15 protein-coding genes are annotated in these 19,685 nt (G+C 60.8%); 7 read left to right on the forward strand and 8 right to left on the reverse strand.

All coding sequences use genetic code 11. The features are described 5' to 3' along the window. Nucleotides 1-143: 143 nt before the first annotated feature. Complete coding sequence (gene ettA / locus GV818_RS21215; protein ID WP_161756440.1) at nt 144-1,808, reverse strand: energy-dependent translational throttle protein EttA; 1,665 nt, start codon at nt 1,806-1,808, stop codon at nt 144-146. Between the two features lie 282 nt (nt 1,809-2,090). On the opposite strand from ettA, the gene GV818_RS21220 reads away from it, so the two are divergent. From GV818_RS21220 to GV818_RS21240, 5 genes are all read left to right on the forward strand, one after another. After that, complete coding sequence (locus GV818_RS21220; protein WP_161777413.1) at nt 2,091-5,939, forward strand: sensor domain-containing protein; 3,849 nt, start codon at nt 2,091-2,093, stop codon at nt 5,937-5,939. 195 nt (nt 5,940-6,134) lie between these two features. Further along, nucleotides 6,135-7,388 carry a serine hydroxymethyltransferase gene (glyA, locus tag GV818_RS21225; protein ID WP_161756442.1) on the forward strand — a complete coding sequence of 418 codons (1,254 nt, stop codon included), beginning with the start codon at nt 6,135-6,137 and terminating at the stop codon, nt 7,386-7,388. 290 nt (nt 7,389-7,678) lie between these two features. Beyond that, on the forward strand, nt 7,679-8,992 hold the full coding sequence (locus GV818_RS21230) for a C4-dicarboxylate transporter DctA (protein WP_161756443.1): 1,314 nt from the start codon (nt 7,679-7,681) through the stop codon (nt 8,990-8,992). A gap of 79 nt (nt 8,993-9,071) precedes the next feature. Beyond that, a complete protein-coding gene (locus tag GV818_RS21235; protein WP_161777414.1) occupies nt 9,072-9,785 on the forward strand; it encodes a FadR/GntR family transcriptional regulator in 714 nt (237 codons plus the stop codon). Nucleotides 9,786-9,822: 37 nt separating this feature from the next. Continuing rightward, nucleotides 9,823-10,518 (forward strand): GntR family transcriptional regulator, encoded by a 696-nt coding sequence (locus tag GV818_RS21240; RefSeq protein WP_161756445.1) that lies wholly within the window; start codon nt 9,823-9,825, stop codon nt 10,516-10,518. A 32-nt stretch (nt 10,519-10,550) separates the two neighbouring features. On the opposite strand, the gene yjiA is transcribed toward GV818_RS21240, so the two are convergent. From yjiA to GV818_RS21255, 3 genes are all read right to left on the reverse strand, one after another. Next, nucleotides 10,551-11,522 (reverse strand): GTPase, encoded by a 972-nt coding sequence (gene yjiA, locus GV818_RS21245; RefSeq protein ID WP_161756446.1) that lies wholly within the window; start codon nt 11,520-11,522, stop codon nt 10,551-10,553. Nucleotides 11,523-11,636: 114 nt separating this feature from the next. Then, nucleotides 11,637-11,834: a YbdD/YjiX family protein gene (locus GV818_RS21250; protein WP_007937254.1), complete on the reverse strand. Its 198-nt coding sequence runs from the start codon at nt 11,832-11,834 to the stop codon at nt 11,637-11,639. A 15-nt stretch (nt 11,835-11,849) separates the two neighbouring features. Continuing rightward, entirely contained in the window at nt 11,850-13,916 is a 2,067-nt protein-coding gene (locus GV818_RS21255) for a carbon starvation CstA family protein (protein WP_161756447.1), read from the reverse strand. Nucleotides 13,917-14,202: 286 nt separating this feature from the next. Between GV818_RS21255 and GV818_RS21260 the strand changes: the two genes are divergently transcribed. Then, nucleotides 14,203-14,571: a PilZ domain-containing protein gene (locus tag GV818_RS21260; RefSeq protein ID WP_161756636.1), complete on the forward strand. Its 369-nt coding sequence runs from the start codon at nt 14,203-14,205 to the stop codon at nt 14,569-14,571. 14 nt (nt 14,572-14,585) lie between these two features. Here the strand turns inward: GV818_RS21260 and GV818_RS21265 are convergent, their stop codons facing one another. The 4 genes from GV818_RS21265 to katB form a co-directional block, all read right to left on the reverse strand. Beyond that, the gene (locus GV818_RS21265; RefSeq protein WP_372242110.1) at nt 14,586-15,314 is read right to left on the reverse strand and encodes a hypothetical protein; all 729 of its coding nucleotides are present in this window, start codon (nt 15,312-15,314) and stop codon (nt 14,586-14,588) included. 35 nt (nt 15,315-15,349) lie between these two features. Further along, complete coding sequence (radA, locus tag GV818_RS21270) at nt 15,350-16,717, reverse strand: DNA repair protein RadA (protein ID WP_161756448.1); 1,368 nt, start codon at nt 16,715-16,717, stop codon at nt 15,350-15,352. Nucleotides 16,718-16,762: 45 nt separating this feature from the next. Further along, complete coding sequence (locus tag GV818_RS21275) at nt 16,763-17,302, reverse strand: ankyrin repeat domain-containing protein (protein ID WP_161777416.1); 540 nt, start codon at nt 17,300-17,302, stop codon at nt 16,763-16,765. Nucleotides 17,303-17,417: 115 nt separating this feature from the next. Next, entirely contained in the window at nt 17,418-18,959 is a 1,542-nt protein-coding gene (gene katB, locus GV818_RS21280; RefSeq protein ID WP_161777417.1) for a catalase KatB, read from the reverse strand. Between the two features lie 286 nt (nt 18,960-19,245). Between katB and mscL the strand changes: the two genes are divergently transcribed. After that, nucleotides 19,246-19,659, forward strand: coding sequence for a large-conductance mechanosensitive channel protein MscL (mscL, locus tag GV818_RS21285; RefSeq protein ID WP_161756451.1), 414 nt, complete (start codon nt 19,246-19,248; stop codon nt 19,657-19,659). Nucleotides 19,660-19,685: the final 26 nt, after the last annotated feature.

Genomic DNA, 19,685 nt, shown 5'->3' on the forward strand with positions numbered 1-19,685 from the left:
TTACGCACCGAATTGGTGACAAAAATTGACGGATTTGCACCCACTTTGTACGCCAACAACCCATGGAGAATAGATCGGAAACTGTTGTACCGGGCATAAAAAACGGAGCCCGAAGGCTCCGTTCTTTTCAAGCAGCGACCCGATCAGGCCAGCTTCTTGTGACGCACACGATGCGGTTGTGCCGCGGCTTCGCCCAGGCGCTTCTTGCGATCGGCTTCGTACTCGGTGTAGTTGCCTTCGAAGAACACCGCTTGGGAGTCATCTTCGTACGCCAGGATGTGAGTGGCCACCCGGTCCAGGAACCACCGATCGTGAGAGATCACAATGGCAGCGCCCGGGAAGTCCAGCAGGGCTTCTTCCAGGGAACGCAGGGTTTCAACGTCGAGGTCGTTGGACGGTTCGTCGAGCAGCAGGACGTTGCCGCCCTCTTTCAGGGTCAGGGCCAAGTGCAGACGACCGCGCTCACCACCGGACAGGTCCTTGACGAACTTCTGCTGGTCGCCGCCCTTGAAGTTGAAACGACCAACGTAAGTGCGCGACGGGATCTCGTAGTTACCGATACGGATCTGGTCGGAACCGTCGGAGATCTGCTGGAACACGGTCTTGCTGCCGTCCAGGTCTTCGCGGCTCTGATCCACACAGGCTAGCTGCACGGTTTCGCCGACTTCGATGGTGCCGGAGTCCGGTGTTTCCTTGCCCATCAGCATGCGGAACAGGGTCGACTTACCGGCACCGTTACCGCCGATCACGCCAACGATGGCGCCTTTAGGCATGGAGAACGACAGGTTGTCGATCAATACGCGATCGCCGTAGCCCTTGGTGACGTTCTTGAACTCGATGACCTTGTCACCCAGGCGCGGACCAGCCGGGATGTAGATCTCGTTGGTTTCGCTGCGCTTCTGGAATTCCTGCGATTGCATTTCTTCGAAGCGTTGCAGACGAGCCTTGGACTTCGACTGGCGGGCCTTGGCGCCTTTGCGCACCCACTCCAGTTCTTCCTTCATGGCTTTTTCGTGGGCCGACTGCTGCTTGGACTCGGCAGCCAGACGATCGGACTTGGCTTCCAGCCAACCCGAGTAGTTGCCCTCGTAAGGAATACCGGCGCCGCGGTCGAGTTCGAGAATCCAGCCAGCAACGTTGTCCAGGAAGTAACGGTCGTGCGTGATCGCAACCACAGTGCCCGGGAAGTCGTGCAGGAAGTGCTCCAGCCAAGCGACGGAGTCGGCGTCCAAGTGGTTGGTTGGTTCGTCGAGCAGCAGCATGTCGGGGGCGGACAGCAGCAGGCGGCACAGGGCCACACGACGCTTTTCACCACCGGACAGGAATTCGACCTTGGCGTCCCAGGCCGGCAGACGCAGCGCATCGGCAGCGACTTCCAGCTGACGCTCCAGATTATGACCATCGCTGGCTTGCAGAATCGCTTCCAGCTTGGCCTGCTCGGCCGCCAGCTTGTCGAAGTCGGCATCCGGCTCGGCGTAGGCCGCGTAGACCTCGTCCAGGCGCGCTTGGGCGTCCTTGATCACGCTGACCGCTTCCTCGACCACTTCACGCACGGTCTTGGTCGGATCCAACTGCGGCTCCTGGGGCAGATAGCCGATGTTCAGATCCGGCATCGGACGGGCTTCGCCTTCGAATTCGGTGTCGACGCCTGCCATGATTTTCAGCAGCGTGGACTTACCCGAACCGTTGAGGCCCAATACGCCGATCTTGGCGCCGGGAAAGAATGACAGGGAGATATTTTTCAGGATTTCCCGCTTCGGCGGAACAACTTTGCCCAGCCGATGCATGGTGAAGACGTATTGAGCCATGGTGAACCTAGCGTCAGTGACTGATGAATAGAACGGGCGAGGCCCGTGCCAGGCCATGCGCTGCGCCGACATTGACCATGATCAATACCGGCGGGCGGAAAAAGCCTGATTGTCTGGAGCTGGAACGCTCCCGCGTAACCGGCAAAACTACCTCAATGCACGATCCAGGTCCAGCCAAGCAGGCCTGGCACTTTGCCACAACTCCAGGCATGCTAGCCGCCCTTCGGGCGTCCGGCTTATAGTGCACGTCGCGCCAGCCCAGCCAAACCGCAGGATCACAGCTTGCCCAATGTCTCTTCGCCACAGCCCGCGCGCGTCAATGCCTCTGCGTTGGCTTATCCTTTGCGGGGCACACTCAAGGGAGCACTGGCGACGCTGGTGCTGCTGCTCCTGGCCCTGTTGTTCTGGCAGCTGCTGGATCAACTGCAGCAGACCCGCAAGGACCAGCATCAGCACGCCATCGACTATAGCGCCGACCTGGCCGACCACTTGAGCCTGAACCTGGCGCTCAATGCGCAGATCGCCCTCAATCTGCTGCCGATCGTCGCAGCCCCCGAAGATAGCCAGCAACAGCAGCAACTGCTGCAGAAACTCCGGCGCTCGCTACCCGATGTACGCAGCTTCGCCCTGCTGGATTCCCAGGGACAGATCCTCAGCGACAGCGCTACCAACAGCCAGGACGCGCTCTGGCTGGCTGAGCTAGTGCAACGCAGTCACTCGCAACGTTATTACTACAGCAATGCTGCTGACGGCTCAGTGGTGTATGTGCTGCTGCATCAAACCAGCGGTTCGACCCGCAGCTACTGGATCCTGCGCATAGCGCCCAGCTTCCTCCAGACCCTGGTCCGGCAGAGTGAAGAAGGCTTCAAACCCACCTGGGCAATCGAAAACCGCCTGACCCACCAGGTAATCAAACGCGATGACCGCAGCAGCCCGACTCCGGGCATGCTCGCCCCCGACGAAATGGCCAGCAGCATCCTGCTGGCTCCCCTGAGCAACAGCGACTGGCAACTGCGTGGCCTGTTTGACCAGCGCGCGGTGATCGAAGAACTGCTGCCGGCCTTTATTGGCAAGTGCCTGCTGGGCCTGGCCTTCTCCCTGCTACCGGTGATTGCCCTGCTAGGCATGCGCCGGCGCCAGCGCCAACTGCACGAAGGTCGGCGCCGCTATCAGGATATTTTCGAGGGCACTGGCGTGGCCCTGTGCGTACTGGATATCTCCGGGCTTCCGGGGTTCCTTGAAAAGCACCACTTGCACACCAGCGACCAACTCAAACACTGGCAGAACAGCCACCCGGAACAGCGGCAACAACTGCTGCAGGAATTGCGCATCACCGAGGTCAACCAGGTTGCCTTGCGCCTGCTCAATGTCGAGTCCAGCGAGCAGGCCTGGCAGTTACTGATCGACGGCTGTCCAAAAAACGGCAGCTCCATCGGCAGCCAGTTGCTGGAGACCGTGATCAACCAGCAGAAACAGCTGGAGCTGGAGATCAAGCTCAGTGACGCCCACGGCAACGACCAGCATCTGTGGCTCGTATTGCGCCTGCCGGAGCGGACCCAGGACTACAACGCGGTCATCCTCAGTATCAGCGATATCACCAGCCGCAAGCTGATCGAACTGTCGCTGCTGGAGCGCGAGGGCTTCTGGTCGGATGTGGTGCGTACCGTACCCGATCACCTGTACGTTCAGGACGTGATCAGCCAGCGGATGATCTTCAGCAACCACCACCTGGGCCAGACCCTCGGCTACAACAAGACCGAACTGCACCAGATGGGCGAGTACTTCTGGGAAATTCTCCTGCATCCGGAAGACGCCGACCTCTATCACCGCCTGCGCCAGGAACAACGACACACGGCCTACGCCCAACTCCTGCAGTGCCAGTTGCGCTTTCGCCACCGCAGCGGCGATTGGCGGCGCTTCGAGATCCGTGAGCAAGCCCTGGCCCGAGATCGCTACGACCAGGTGACACGGATCATCGGCGTGGCCAAGGACATCACCGACCAGATCGAAGCCAGCGAATCCCTGCGTGACAGCGAGCAGCGCTACCGCATGCTGGCTGAAAGCATCAGCGATGTGATTTTCTCCACCGACAGCAAACTCTCGCTGAACTACGTCAGCCCTTCGGTACACGCGGTGCTGGGCTACGACGTGGAGTGGATCTTCCAGAATGGCTGGCAGTCGACCATTGCCAACCCGCAGCAATTGAGTGGCATCTATGCCCTGATGGATCGGGTCAGCAAGGCCCTGGACAAACCCGAACAGCTGGCGCAACTGCGCAGCCAGGTGCAGACCCAACTGTTCCTGTTCGACTGCCTGCGGGCCGACGGCCGCAAGATCCCCATCGAATTGCGCCTGGTGCTGGTCTGGGACGAGCATGGCGTATTCGAAGGCGTGCTCGGGGTTGGGCGCGACATCAGCCAGCAACGCCGGGCGGAAAAAGACCTGCGCATGGCGGCCACGGTATTCGAACACTCGACCTCGGCCATCCTGATCACCGACCCCGCCGGCTACATCGTCCAGGCCAACGAAGCCTTCAGCCGGGTCAGCGGCTACGCCGTGTCCCAAGTGCTCGACCAACTGCCGAATATGCTCACCGTCGACGACCAGCAGGAAGCCCATCTGCGCTACGTGCTCAAACAGTTGAACCAGCACAGTACCTGGGAAGGCGAAGTCTGGCTCAAACGGCGCAATGGCGAGCACTACCCGGCCTGGGTCGGGATCACGGCAGTGCTCGACGATGAAGGCGACCTGGCCAGTTACGTGTGTTTCTTCAGTGACATCAGCGAGCGCAAGGCCAGCGAACAGCGGATTCATCGCCTGGCCTACTACGACGCCCTGACTCACCTGCCCAACCGCACACTGTTCCAGGACCGCCTGCACACGGCCTTGCAATCAGCGGAGCGACAAAAGTCCTGGGTAGTGCTGATGTTCCTCGATCTGGACCGTTTCAAACCGATCAACGATTCCCTGGGCCACGCCGCCGGCGACCGCATGCTCAAGGAAATGGCCACCCGCCTGCTGGGCTGCGTCGACAATGACGACACCGTGGCGCGCATGGGCGGCGACGAATTCACCCTGCTCCTGCAACCCCGATCCAGCCGGGAAATGGCTCTGAACCGGGCGATTAATGTGGCCGAGCAGATCCTTGCCAGCCTGGTCAGACCCTTTGTCCTGGAAGGTCGGGAGTTCTTCGTCACCGCCAGCATCGGCATTGCCCTGAGCCCTCAGGACGGCAATGAACTGAGCCAGTTGATGAAGAACGCCGACACCGCGATGTACCACGCCAAGGAGCGCGGCAAGAACAACTTCCAGTTCTACCAGGCGGACATGAACGCCAGCGCCCTGGAACGTCTGGAGCTGGAAAGCGACCTGCGCCACGCCCTGGAGCAGGAAGAATTCGTGCTGTATTACCAACCGCAATTCAGCGGTGACGGCAAACGCCTGACCGGTGCCGAGGCGCTGCTGCGCTGGCGCCATCCACGACGCGGGCTGGTGCCGCCGGGGGACTTCATTCCGGTACTGGAAGAGCTGGGCCTGGTGGTGGATGTGGGCGACTGGGTAATCAGTGAAGCCTGCCGTCAACTCAAGGCCTGGCATCAAGCCAAGGTGCGGGTGCCGAAGGTCTCGGTGAACATCTCGGCCCGGCAGTTCTCCGATGGCCAGTTGGGCACGCGTATCGCCACCATCCTCAAGGACACCGGCCTGCCGCCGGCGTGCCTGGAACTGGAACTGACCGAAAGTATCCTGATGCGCGAAGTCAGCGAAGCCATGCAGATCCTCGACGGCCTGAAGAACCTCGGCCTGAGCATCGCGGTGGACGACTTCGGCACCGGTTACTCATCACTGAACTACCTCAAGCAGTTCCCCATCGACGTGCTGAAGATCGACCGTACCTTCGTCGACGGCCTGCCGTCCGGCGAACAGGATGCGCAGATCGCCCGCGCCATCATCGCCATGGCCCACAGCCTGAACCTGGCGGTGATCGCCGAGGGCGTGGAAACCCACGAGCAATTGGATTTCCTCCGTGAGCATGGCTGCGACGAAGTCCAGGGCTACCTGTTCGGCCGGCCGATGCCGGCCAACCGCTTCGAGGCGCAGTTCAGCAACGACGCCCTGTTCATGTTCGATTGACCCCGACCCTCTGTATGAGCCGGCTTGCCGGCGAAGGCGCTCTCAGGGGCCTCTTCGCTGGCAAGCCAGCTCCTACGGGAGCTAAGCCGTGACGTGAAGGCCACTTGTCTGCGACATGATGTCCTTTCATATGCCATCTAAAACCCATTGGGGTAGAATGCCTCCCTTTTCTGCCCCCGATCCTTGAGGACCGCCATGTTCAGCCGTGATTTGACTATTGCCAAGTACGACGCAGATCTCTTTGCCGCCATGGAGCAAGAAGCTCAGCGTCAGGAAGAGCACATTGAGCTGATCGCTTCGGAAAACTACACCAGCCCAGCGGTGATGGAAGCTCAAGGCTCGGTGTTGACCAACAAATACGCCGAAGGTTACCCAGGCAAGCGCTACTACGGCGGCTGCGAATACGTCGACGTGGTTGAACAGCTGGCCATCGATCGCGCCAAGGAACTGTTCGGCGCCGATTACGCCAACGTCCAGCCGCACGCCGGCTCCCAAGCCAACAGCGCCGTGTACCTGGCCCTGCTGCAAGGCGGCGACACCATCCTGGGCATGAGCCTGGCCCACGGCGGTCACCTGACCCACGGCGCCAGCGTTTCGTCCTCCGGCAAGCTGTACAACGCCGTTCAATACGGCATCGACGCTAACGGCCTGATCGACTACGACGAAGTCGAGCGCCTGGCAGTCGAGCACAAGCCGAAAATGATCGTGGCCGGTTTCTCTGCCTACTCGCAGATCCTCGACTTCCCGCGCTTCCGCGAAATCGCTGACAAAGTCGGCGCCTACCTGTTCGTCGACATGGCCCACGTGGCCGGTCTGGTTGCCGCAGGCATCTATCCGAACCCGGTGCCATTCGCTGACGTGGTGACCACCACCACCCACAAGACCCTGCGCGGTCCACGTGGCGGCCTGATCCTGGCTCGCGCCAACGCCGACATCGAGAAGAAACTCAACTCCGCAGTATTCCCGGGCGCCCAGGGCGGCCCACTGGAGCACGTGATCGCGGCCAAGGCGATCTGCTTCAAGGAAGCCCTGCAGCCTGAGTTCAAGACCTACCAGCAGCAAGTGCTGAAGAACGCCAAGGCCATGGCCGGCGTGTTCATCGAGCGCGGTTTTGACGTGGTTTCCGGCGGTACTGAAAACCACCTGTTCCTGCTCTCGCTGATCAAGCAGGACATTTCCGGTAAAGACGCCGACGCCGCTCTGGGCGCCGCCTTCATCACCGTGAACAAGAACTCGGTACCAAACGACCCACGCTCCCCGTTCGTCACCTCCGGCCTGCGCTTCGGCACTCCAGCCGTGACCACTCGCGGCTTCAAAGAGGCCGAGTGCAAAGAGCTGGCTGGCTGGATCTGCGACATCCTGGCTGATCTGAACAACCAGTCGGTCATCGACGCGGTTCGCGAGAAAGTCAAAGCCATCTGCAAGAAGCTGCCGGTGTACGGCGCTTAATCAGCCCGCAGATCGCAGTACGAGAAGCCCGGCCCTGCGCCGGGCTTTTTTACGCCTGCAAAATCCCCCCCGACCACACCCACCTGTTTTTCGCAGGTCATGACTGACCAGAGGATTCCAACTGGTAAGACCGGTCATGCAAATTTGCGACACCCCTCTTGTAAACCCATAAAACCCGAGCGTAGACTGCGCCTGCACTGGACATACCGGTAAGACCACAATAATTAAGTCCTCCATCCGCTGCGCCTAGATAGCGCACGGCAGACAGGACACCGACCAGGATTCTCCCCATGCTCAGATGGTGCTCGCGTTCGATTTTCCTCCAGGTTGTGCTCGGATTGATGCTCGGCATCGTCTGCGGACTCACCCTCCCCGAATACTCTTCACAACTCAAACCACTGGGCGATGGCTTCATCAAGCTGATCAAGATGCTGATCGGCCTGATCGTGTTCTGCGTCGTGGTCAGCGGCATCTCCGGCGCTGGTGACCTGAAGAAGGTCGGCCGCATCGGCCTCAAGTCAGTGATCTACTTTGAAGTACTCACCACCATTGCCCTGGTGATCGGCCTGATCATGGCCTTCAGCACCGGTATCGGCAGCGGCGCCAACATCCACCTGGAGCAGCTGTCCCCTGCGGACATGAGCGATATCGCCCAGCGCAGCCAGCACATGCACACCACCACCCAGTTCCTCATGGACCTGATTCCGACCTCGGTAATCGGCGCCTTTGCTGAAAACAATATCCTCCAGGTGCTGCTGTTCTCGGTGCTGTTCGGTAGCGCCTTGAACCTGGTGGGCGAAGCCGCTTCCGGTATCTCCCGGCTGATCAATGAGCTGAGCCACGTGATTTTCCGCATCATGGGCATGATCGTGCGCCTGGCGCCCATCGGCGTGTTTGGCGCCATCGCCTTCACCACCAGCAAATACGGCCTGGACTCGCTGCAGCACCTGGGCAGTTTGGTGGGCCTGTTCTACCTGACCTGCTTCGCCTTTGTCGCAGTGGTCCTCGGGCTGGTGATGCGCCTATCGGGCCTGCGCATGCTGCCCTTCATCAAATACCTGCGGGAAGAATTGCTGATCGTCCTCGGTACCGCCTCCTCCGACGTGGTCCTGCCGCAGATCATGCGCAAGCTGGAGCACCTGGGGATTGGCAGCTCCACCGTGGGCCTGGTGATTCCCACCGGTTACTCGTTCAACCTGGACGGTTTCTCCATCTACCTGACCCTGGCCATCGTGTTCATCGCCAACGCCACCGGCACGCCCTTGTCCATCTCGGACCTGCTGACCATCCTCCTGGTGTCGCTGATCACCTCCAAAGGCGCCCACGGTATTCCCGGTTCGGCCCTGGTGATTCTGGCGGCGACCCTGACCGCGATTCCGGCGATTCCGGTGGTGGGCCTGGTGCTGGTGCTGGCAGTGGACTGGTTCATGGGTATCGGTCGCGCGCTGACCAACCTGATCGGCAACTGCGTGGCCACCGTGGCCATCGCCCGCTGGGAAAAGGACATCGACGTACAACGCGCCAATAAGGTCCTGAGCGGGCAGCAGGGTTATACCTTCCAGGCACGAAAACCGATTGCTGGCGCCCACCAGCAGGAATTTTGATCCGACCTTGTGCCAGCCGCAGGCAGGCACAACAATCAGCGCGGGAACATCGCGCTATCGATAGCTCATGGAGTCAACAGTGATCAGCTCGTCAACGGTTGTGAATTCAGTGGTAGAAAAGCTCCGGGCCGCCCTGGCCCGAGGCCAGTGGCGCTCCGGCGACATGCTGCCAGGGCAACGTGAATTGGCCGAGCAACTGGGCATCAGCCGCCCGAGCCTGCGCGAAGCAGTGATTGTCCTGGAAACCCTGGGCCTGGTGCGCTCGATGCCCGGCAAAGGCGTGGTGGTGCTGGACGCGCCCCTGGGCGAAGCCCAGAACGCCGACAGCGCAGTGGCCGGCGCCAGCCTCGAAGACGTGCTGCAACTGCGCTATACCCTGGAGCCGTTCATCGTCGGGCTGGTGGCGCAATCCATCAGCAGCAAGGAGGTTGGCCAACTGCGCCTGACCTTGATGGACATGCGTGAGGCCCTGGAGGCCAATGACAGCGAAGCCGGGGTCAACGCCTATGTTGCCTTCCACGAGGAGCTGTTCACCCTGACCTCCAACCCGATCTTCCAGAACGTGGTGCAACAGACCAGCAATGCCCTCAAGCAAAGTGCGCAGATCCTGCGCAATTCGCCGCAGCACCTGGCCGAGCGCCTGGAGGAAAATGAAGCCGTGGTGCGGGCGATCCGCAACAAGAACAGTGCCCTAGCCAGCGCCGAGATGCGCCGGCACATTCTCCAGGAAGGCCTGCGCATGGGCATCGAACTGAATATTCCGGACGATCACCTAGGCTCGAACGCCTCGTAATCTCCCCCTGTGTCAGCAACTGGACTGGAGACAGGCCATGGTCAGCTACGCCCTGAAAAATAATCCCTTCACCCTGGTAGCCAGCCTGCCGCGGCGCCAGTGCGGCGAGAAAACGCTGCTGGTGGACGATGTCTACCCGCAGATTTTCGACGCCATTCTCGAACAACGCATCGCCCCCGGCAGCCGCTTCACCGAGGACAGCCTGGGCCAGGCCTTTGGCGTCAGCCGCAGCATCATCCGCCAGGTGCTGGCGCGCCTGTCGCACCAGCAGGTGATCATCCTGCGGCCCAATCACCGGCCCCAGGTCGCCGCCCCGGACCTGGAACAGACCCGGCAGATCCTGCATGCCCGACGCCTGACGGAAATCACCCTGGTGCGCCTGGCCTGCCAGCAACCCCGACGCCAGCTGCAGCCCCTACGACAGTTGATCGCCCAGGAACGCGAAGCCATCGAGCGCAACCAGCGCGGCACGGCAATCCGGCTTTCCGGGGAGTTCCACCTGCAACTGGCGCACATCGCCGGCAACGGGCCACTGGCACACTTCCTCGGCAGCCTGGTGCCGCTGACCTCCCTGGCGATTGCCCAGATCGAAGGCCAGGCTCGCAACTACTGCGCCTGGCAAGAACACTCAGCCATTATCGATGCACTGCAGGATGCCGATGCGGCAGCGGCCGAGGCCCTGATGAACCGGCACCTCGAACACCTGGAGCAGCGACTGCTAGGCAACCTCTAGGAAGGGTGGAGCTCCGCCGGCTGACGACAGCCTCAGCCGGCCAGCATCCGCTCAAAGCCCTGGCGGATCTTCTGCTCCGGCAAATCGTCGGCAATGAACACCATCACGCTTTCCCGCGCCTCACCCTCGGCCCACTCGGTATCCCAATCGAAGCCATACAACTTGAGCACGCCCTGGAACACCATCCGCCGGGGTTCGTCGATGATGTTCAACACGCCCTTGTAGCGCAGCAATTGCTTGCCATGGTCCTCCAGCAGTTCATTCATGAACCCGCTGAGACGATCCAAGTCCAGTGCCTGCCCAGTACGCAGCACCAGGCTGGAAATCCGATCCAGCGACGGCGCAGTGTTCACCGGCCGCAGGCTGATACCGCCGCCCAGGTCGGCATTGAGGTTGAATCCCCGGACATCCAGCATCTGCGCCAGGTCGATCTGGCCGTGCTCGACCACGTGGATCGGGGCCCGGCGATTGATCCGCGTAAGGCGCTGGCTGAGGGCATCGAACGCGGCGTCATCCACCAGGTCACGCTTGCTCACCAGCAGGCGGTCGGCAAAGCCGATCTGCGCCTGGGCGATGGTCTGGGTCAGGTGGAACTCGGCGTGCTTGGCGTCCACCAACGTGATGATGCCATCGAGGATATAGCGCTCACGCAGTTCCTCATCGATGAAGAAGGTCTGCGCCACTGGCGCCGGATCCGCCAGCCCGGTGCACTCGATCACTAACCGGTCGAAGGCGATCTCACCGCTGTCCAGGCGCTCCAGCAGCAGGTACAGGGCCTTGGTCAGATCAGTGTGGATGGTGCAGCAGACGCAACCATTGGACAGGGTCATGACCTGGACCGGCTCGTCGCCCAGCAACTGGGTGTCGATAGCGGCATCGCTGAATTCGTTTTCGATCACGGCAATCTTCAAGCCGTGTTCGGCCTTGAGCAGGTAGCGCAGCAAGGTGGTCTTTCCGGCACCAAGAAAACCACTGAGCACGGTGACGGGAATAGGACTTTGCAAAACAGGATCTCCCACGCATAAAAACGTAGGAGCCGGCTGGCCGGCGATGGCGTCGATGAGATCGCTATCGCCGGCCAGCCGGCTCCTACATGGGTGTGGCTTAAACGCAGTGCTTCAACAGCACTTCGGACCGCCCTTGCCGCCGTACCGAGCTTCCTGGCGTTCACGGAAGAACGCCTCGTACGACATCACCGGCTTGTCCGGGTGCTTGGTTTGCATATGCTCGACGTAGTTGTCGTAGTCGGGCATGCCGACCATCAAGCGCGCGGCCTGACCGAGGTACTTACCGAGGCGACTCAGGTCATTGAACATATTTGCAATCCTCAGTTACGCGTCCGGCAAAGCCTGATAGGGCGACTCTTTATCCGTACGCTCCTTGCTGCCCCAGGCCGCGATACCGACCTTGAGCGCGTAGAACAGGATGCTGAACACCACCAGCAGGAACAATGCCGTCAGGGTCGCGTTGGTGTAGGCATTGAAGATCACGTGCTGCATCTGCGTGATGTCCTTGGCCGGAGCGAGGATCTGGCCACTGGCCAAAGCATCGCTGTATTTCTTCGCCAGCGACAGGAAGCCGATCGCCGGGTTGGCATCGAACAGCTTGATGAAGCCCGCGGTGGTGGTGCAGATCAGCAGCCAGACAGCTGGCAACAGAGTGACCCAGATGTAGCGGTGACGCTTCATCTTGATCAGGACCACGGTGCCAAGCATCAGGGCGATACCGGCGAGCATCTGGTTGGAGATGCCGAACAGTGGCCACAGGGTATTGATACCGCCCAGCGGATCGATCACGCCCTGGTACAGCAGGTAGCCCCACATGGCCACGCAGCCTGCAGTGGCGATCAGGTTGGCGGTCCAGGACTCGGTGCGTTTGAGCGCCGGAACGAAAGACCCCAGCAAATCCTGCAACATGAAACGCCCGGCACGGGTACCGGCGTCCACCGCCGTCAGGATGAACAGCGCTTCGAACAGGATTGCGAAGTGGTACCAGAACGCCATGGTGTTCTCGCCCGGCAGCACATGGTGAAGGATCTGCGCGATCCCCACCGCCAGGGTCGGCGCACCGCCGGCACGAGCCAGGATGGTGTTTTCACCGATGTCCCTGGCCACCGCCTGCAACTGCTCGGGGCTGATGATAAAGCCCCAGCTGCTGACGGTCTGGGCCACAGAGACCACATCAGCGCCGACAATTGCCGCCGGGCTGTTCATCGCGAAGTACACACCGGGCTCAATTACCGAGGCCGCAACCATGGCCATGATCGCCACGAAGGACTCCATGAGCATGCCGCCGTAACCGATGTAACGAGCGTTGGCTTCGTTATCCAGCAGCTTGGGCGTGGTCCCCGAAGCGATCAGCGCATGGAAGCCGGACACCGCGCCGCAGGCAATGGTGATGAACAGGAACGGGAACAGGCCGCCCTTCCACACCGGGCCGGTGCCGTCGGTGAACTGGGTCAGGGCCGGCATTTTCAGCTCGGGCATGGTGATCAGGATGCCGATCGCCAGGGCGATGATGGTACCGATCTTGAGGAAGGTCGACAGGTAGTCGCGAGGGGCCAGGATCAACCACACCGGCAGCACCGCAGCGACGAAACCGTAGCCGATCAACATCCAGGTGATCTGGATGCCGGTAAAGGTGAACATCTTGCCCCACACCGGATCGGCCGCTATTTGGCCCCCCAGCCAGATGGAGCCGAGCAGCAGCAGCACGCCGATCAGCGAGATCTCGCCGATCCGGCCCGGGCGGATGTAACGCATGTAGACGCCCATGAACACGGCGATCGGGATGGTCGCCATCACCGTGAAGATGCCCCACGGGCTCTCGGCCAGGGCCTTGACCACGATCAGCGCCAGCACCGCGAGGATGATGATCATGATCAGGAAGCAGCCGAACAGCGCAATGGTCCCCGGGATACGGCCCATTTCCTCACGGACCATGTCGCCTAGGGAGCGGCCGTTACGCCGGGTGGAAAGGAACAGCACCATGAAGTCCTGAACCGCACCAGCCAGGACCACACCGGCAATCAGCCACAGGGTTCCGGGCAGGTAGCCCATCTGCGCCGCCAGGACCGGGCCCACCAGGGGGCCGGCACCAGCAATGGCCGCGAAATGGTGACCGAAGAGAATATGTTTGTTGGTCGGCACATAGTCCAGACCATCATTGTTGACTACGGCGGGGGTGGCTCGACGCGGGTCCAGCTGCATCACATTGTTGGCGATGAACAGACTGTAATACCGGTACGCCACCAGATAGATGGCCACTGCAGCCACCACAATCCATAAGGCGTTAATTGCTTCTCCGCGACGTAATGCAACGACGCCGAGGGCGCACGCTCCTACGATTGCCAGCAGCAGCCAGGGAATATGGCGTGCCAGGCTATTATTGTTTTTCATTTTTATATTCCAGCCAGGTTGGACACAAAGACCGCGTCTGCGAGTGTAGCGCTACTGCTACCAAAGACCACCCCCACGTTGGTCTAGAGCCTTCTTTTAGCTTATGAGCAGGTTTTTTCGGAACATTTTCAGCTGAACCGCCTTACGCGAGAAACCTCGGTCAGGACTTTCAGTTGCAGATGCCTCGGCAAGGGTTCTGACGACTATCGCCCAAGGTGCGGTGCGGGTTGTAGCGACAGTCATAAACCGGAGTCTATAGTCAGTGCACCACTCAGAGGGCCTGTCCATGAGCGAGCAATACACCAACCGCCGACGCTTCAAACGCATCGCCTTCGATGCAAAGACCGAACTGAGCCAGGGCCCCCACCGCTGGCCGGTGCGACTGCTGGACCTGTCCCTCAAGGGCTTGCTGATCGAGCGCCCCGATCCCTGGCTGGGAGATCCCGAGCGCGCCTTTGAAGCGGATATCCATCTGGGTCCTGATGCCGACGTGCACATGGATGTGCGACTGGCCCATGATGATCATGGCCAGTTGGGATTCGTCTGCCTGCACATCGACCTGGACTCGATCGAACACCTCAGAAGGCTGATCGAGCTGAACCTGGGAGATCCCGAGGAACTGGAGCGTGAGCTGGGGGCGCTGATCGAGATCTGATCAGCTCCGCCTTTTCAAGGAAACAGTGCTGGCTCGGGAAACTCGCTTTCGGTATCCCAGTAACCTGCCTGCTGCCGCGAGGCGGCAGTCCATTGGCCGTCGACATAACGGAAGGTGCGATAGGTAGTGATGAACTCTTCGTTCTCCACCGACGAAGCCGACGAGACCTGCTGGATACTTTCAGTCCCGCCGTTAACGGATGGCACGATCTGCCAGGTGGCCTTGCCGGTCTGGGCGAACACCAGCGGCAGCTTCTCCCCACCCTCTTCCAGGCACAACACCGGGTCCAACTGGCTCTGCTCCGGCATCAGCACTTCGGTGGCCGGACCACTGTAGCTACCCATGGGCGCGGTCTGGTCGATGGTCAGGAAGAATGCCGGGGACGGCAGGCCGTTCAGTGGTGCTTTTTCCACCGTGGCCATCGGGTAACCCAGGGACTTCTGCGCCAGCACCTCGCCGTTGTCGGACACCAGGCGCGCCTGGGCGCCCAGTGGCGCGACCGGACGCTCATCCTCGGACGGGGCAAAACTGTCGGCGTCCAGGCCATTGCCCCAGCTGCTGGCATGCAGTTCAGGGGTGATCCGCAGATCCTCCAGCACTTCCAGCACCGATCCGTCTCCCACCAGCACCTGCTGCGCGATCCGATACCCTTCAGGCACCTCGGCCTGCTGCGCCACGGCGAACCCGCTGCCGCACAACAGACTCAAGCCAAGCATCCAGCCATTCAACCTTGTCCTGCCCATATCATCTGCTTCCTTTCACAAGAGCCCGGCTCTGATTATTCGAAAAGTGCATCCAATGCCTGTTCCAGACGGGTCACGGCAATGATCTTCAAGCCCGGCGGCGACTCTTTCGGAGCGTTGCCCTTGGGCACGATAGCCCGTTTGAATCCGTGCTTGGCCGCTTCTTTAAGACGTTCCTGACCGCTAGGCACCGGACGCACTTCACCCGACAGCCCCACTTCACCGAACACCAGCAAGTCATGGGGCAACGGACGGTTGCGCAGGCTCGACATCACCGCCGCCATCAAGGCCAGGTCGGAGGCGGTCTCCAGCACCTTGACCCCACCCACCACGTTGAGAAATACGTCCTGGTCATGGGTCGGAATCCCGCCGTGGCGGTGCAGCACCGCCAGCAACATCGCCAAGCGGTTCTGGTCCAGGCCCAGGGTCACCCGGCGCGGGTTGGCCAGGTGACTGTCATCCACCAGCGCCTGGACTTCCACCAGCATCGGCCGCGTGCCTTCCCAGGTGGCCATGACCACACTGCCCGGAACCTCTTCCTGAGCACGGGTAAGGAAAATCGCCGAAGGGTTGGAGACCTCCTTCAGTCCACGGTCGGTCATGCCAAACACCCCCAACTCGTTGACCGCGCCAAAACGGTTCTTCACCGCCCGCAGCAAACGCAGGCGGCCATCGGACTCGCCTTCGAAATACAGCACCGTATCGACCATGTGTTCCAGTACCCGCGGCCCGGCCAAGGAGCCTTCCTTGGTTACATGGCCGACCAGGAAGATCGCCGTGCCGCTCTGCTTGGCGTAGCGCACCAGCAAGGCCGCGCTCTCGCGCACCTGGGATACGCCGCCCGGTGCCGATTGCAATTGCTCGGTGAAGATCGTCTGGATGGAGTCGATCACCATGACCTTGGGCTTTTCCGCCCGGGCCGTGGCAATGATGGTTTCGATACAGGTCTCGGTCATCACCCGCAGTTGATCCTGGGGCAGGCCCAGGCGTCGAGCACGCATTGCCACCTGTTGCTGGGATTCCTCACCGGTGACATACAACGCCGGCATGCGTGTGGCGATATTGCACAGGGTCTGTAACAGGATGGTCGACTTGCCGATCCCCGGATCACCGCCAATCAGCACTACCGAGCCGTCCACCAAACCGCCGCCCAGCACCCGGTCGAGCTCGCCGGACGCGGTGGAGAAACGTGGGATTTCCTCGACGCTGACTTCCGCCAGGGTCTTGATCTGTGCCTGCTGTCCGGTCCAGCCGGTGCGCCCGGCAGGCGCCGCGGCACCGCCGCTCTCGATCATGGTCTCGGTCAGGGTGTTCCAGGCCCCACACTCGCCGCATTGCCCGGCCCATTTGGGAAAGGTAGAGCCGCACTCGGTGCAGCCGTACATGCGCTTGGCCTTGGCCATCTGAACCCCCGACAAAAACCGCGATGATAGCTCAGACAGAGCGGATCAGCGCTGCACGGCAGTGCGTATTTGCCCGCTGGCCAGACGCGTGGCGCTGTTGCCCAGGGGATCCTCCGCATTCAGGTCAGCGCCTTTGGCCGCCAGGGCATCCAGCAACTCGACCCGTTTGAACAGGCCGGCGTACATGGCCGCCGTCTGCCCGGCGCCATTGCGCTGGTCGGGGCTGCAGTCGGCCGCCAGCAGACGTCGGGCGATCTGCACCTCGCCCTTGAAGATAGCCCCCATCAAGGCCGTGTTGCCGCGTTTGTCCTGGGCGCAGGCGTTGGCCCCAGCGGCCAGCAGGCGCTCCACCGCCGGAGCCTGGCCGTGATAGGCGGCGAGGATCAGCGCGGTATAACCCTTTTCATCCTGGGTATCGAGGGAATAACCGGCCTCGATAAAGGTGTTGAGCATCTCCACATCGCCACGGCGGGCGGCATCGAAATAGTAGTTTTCCAGCTGGACCTTGACCGCCACCGGGTCGGCGGGCTGGGCCTGGGCAGCCAGGGCCCAGGCCAAGGTCAGCAGCGCAATGAACAGGCGCATGGCGCACCTCCGTCTGTCTTGAAAGCGTAGGAGCCGGCTTGCCGGCGAAGAGGCCGCCCGATACCGCGCGGTGTCCGTGTTCGCCGGCAAGCCAGCTCCTACAAGGGGTGAAACATCAGTCGTTGAGTTTGGCCGCCAGAGCCTTGACCCGGGCCATGTCGCCCTTGGCCACCTTGGTCACGCCAGTGCCGTATTCAGGGTCGGCCTTATAAAGGAACGACAGCACGATGTGCTTGCTCTCATCATCGGTGGTGGCCAGCGAGCCGCCAAAGCTGTCGATCAGGTCCTGGCGCTCCTTCTTGCTGAGCGAGCGATACAGATCGCCGGCCTGCTTGAAGTTCTGCTCACGCTGGATCTTTGCCTGCTGGGTGCTACCCGACACAGCCATCTGGCTGTAACGCGCGCTCTGCGGCTCTTCGCGGGGCAGCAGGCGGCTCGGCTGGTAGTTGACCCCGGTGCTGGTGTGCCCCAGATTCATGGCACCATCCTGGTTGCCGTTGTTCGCCGAGTTCTTCGGTGCGTTGATCGGCAGTTGCAAGGCGTTGGCGCCAATGCGGTACATCTGGGTATCGGCGTAGGAGAACACTCGGCCTTGCAGCAGGCGATCTTCCGACGGCTCGATCCCCGGCACCAGGTTGGACGGCGCCATGGCGACTTGCTCGGTTTCCTGGAAAACGTTGGCCGGGTTGCGGTTCAACACCATCTGCCCGACTTTGCGCTCGGCAACATCCGGCCAGATCTTTGTCGCATCCAGCGGGTCGAAATCAAACTTTGCCAAGTCCTCGGGTTTCAATACCTGGACATACAAGTCCCACTTGGGAAAGTCCCCTTTATTAATGTGGTTTACCAAGTCATTAGTCATATGGCTGTAATCACGCCCCTGTACCTCGACCACCTGTTTCGGGTCGAGGTTCTTCAGGCCTTGCAGACTCTTCCAGTGAAACTTTACGTAATGCACTTCGCCCTTGGCATTGATCAACTTGTAGGCATGCACCCCATTACCGTCCATTTCCCGGTAACTGGCTGGAGTACCGGAGTTGGAGTACAGCTCGGTCAAAGTACGGGTGGCTTCGGGAACATGGGAGAAGAAATCGAAACGCCGCGAGTCATCATCGAGGTTGGTGCGCGGGTCGGGTTTGAACGCGTGCACCATATCCGGGAACTTGATGGCGTCACGAATGAAGAAGGTCGGGAAGTTGTTGCCCACCAGGTCCCAGTTACCGTCTGCGGTATAGAACTTGGTGGCGAAACCCCGTGGGTCGCGCAGGGTTTCCGGGGAATGGTTGCCGTGCACCACCGCCGAGAAACGCACGAATACCGGGGTCACTTCACCGGCAGCGAACACCTTGGCGCGGGTCAGGTCGCTGAGGTTGTCGGTGACCGTGAAGTTACCGTGGGCGCCGGTGCCGCGGGCGTGTACCACGCGCTCAGGAATGCGCTCACGATCGAAACGCTGGAGCTTCTGGATCAGTTGCACATCCTGCAGCAGCACCGGCCCGCTGGCACCCGCAGTCTGTGAGTTCTGGTTGTCGCCCACCGCCGCGCCATTATCGCGGGTCAGCGTTGCAGCCTGTACGGAAAGGGAAAACATACTGGCGGCAAGCACACCCAGTACGCGTCGTTGGGAAAAATTCCCGAGGCCAAGAGAAGCGGTCATGTTGTATTCCTCTAGTTATATAAGGCGCATCTCGATGCGCCTGCTAGAGGCTAGTGGCTAACTATTTGAAAGATAAATAGTAAGGCTGTAACCGTCTGATTGACAGAATGTACTGGTTATAGCGTCGGAGGCGGGGTATATCGCGCGCGATTTGATGGCACTGTAATAAACTATTTGCCTCTTTGTCGGTCGATAACCCCGCTAGCTGTAAAAAGTTGTGTCGGCAAAATGCATTTTGCTGAATTACACTGCCATCACCAACCTCATCAGCCACAAGGAATAACCTATGGGCGTGCTAAGTGAATTCAAGGCCTTCGCGGTCAAAGGTAATGTGGTCGACATGGCCGTCGGTATTATCATCGGCGCCGCGTTCGGTAAGGTCGTTTCATCCTTTGTCGGTGACGTGGTCATGCCACCCATCGGCCTGCTGATTGGTGGGGTGAACTTCGGGGATCTGGCGGTCACGTTGAAGGCAGCTGCGGGCGATGTGCCGGCGGTGGTACTGGCCTATGGCAAATTCATCCAGAGCATCATCGACTTCATCATCATCGCCTTCGCCATCTTCATGGGCATCAAGGTCATCAACCGCCTGAAGCGCGAAGAGGCCGTGGCCCCTACCGTGCCACCGGTACCGACTAAAGAAGAAGAGTTGCTGGGCGAGATCCGCGACCTGCTCAAGGCCCAGAACAACAAGCCTTGAACACTGCTTTCGCGACAAGACAACGG

The organism is Pseudomonas sp. Fl4BN1 (genome assembly GCF_009908285.1).
Taxonomy (GTDB): Bacteria; Pseudomonadota; Gammaproteobacteria; order Pseudomonadales; family Pseudomonadaceae; genus Aquipseudomonas.

Bases quoted from the DNA above. Each gene is read 5' to 3' on its own strand.
- ettA (WP_161756440.1), bottom strand. From the start codon at position 1,808: ATGGCTCAATACGTCTTCACCATGCATCGGCTGGGCAAAGTTGTTCCG.
- glyA (WP_161756442.1), top strand. From the start codon at position 6,135: ATGTTCAGCCGTGATTTGACTATTGCCAAGTACGACGCAGATCTCTTT.
- GV818_RS21230 (WP_161756443.1), top strand. From the start codon at position 7,679: ATGCTCAGATGGTGCTCGCGTTCGATTTTCCTCCAGGTTGTGCTCGGA.
- GV818_RS21240 (WP_161756445.1), top strand. From the start codon at position 9,823: ATGGTCAGCTACGCCCTGAAAAATAATCCCTTCACCCTGGTAGCCAGC.
- GV818_RS21250 (WP_007937254.1), bottom strand. From the start codon at position 11,834: ATGTTCAATGACCTGAGTCGCCTCGGTAAGTACCTCGGTCAGGCCGCG.
- GV818_RS21255 (WP_161756447.1), bottom strand. From the start codon at position 13,916: ATGAAAAACAATAATAGCCTGGCACGCCATATTCCCTGGCTGCTGCTG.
- GV818_RS21260 (WP_161756636.1), top strand. From the start codon at position 14,203: ATGAGCGAGCAATACACCAACCGCCGACGCTTCAAACGCATCGCCTTC.
- GV818_RS21265 (WP_372242110.1), bottom strand. From the start codon at position 15,314: ATGGGCAGGACAAGGTTGAATGGCTGGATGCTTGGCTTGAGTCTGTTG.
- radA (WP_161756448.1), bottom strand. From the start codon at position 16,717: ATGGCCAAGGCCAAGCGCATGTACGGCTGCACCGAGTGCGGCTCTACC.
- GV818_RS21275 (WP_161777416.1), bottom strand. From the start codon at position 17,302: ATGCGCCTGTTCATTGCGCTGCTGACCTTGGCCTGGGCCCTGGCTGCC.
- katB (WP_161777417.1), bottom strand. From the start codon at position 18,959: ATGACCGCTTCTCTTGGCCTCGGGAATTTTTCCCAACGACGCGTACTG.
- mscL (WP_161756451.1), top strand. From the start codon at position 19,246: ATGGGCGTGCTAAGTGAATTCAAGGCCTTCGCGGTCAAAGGTAATGTG.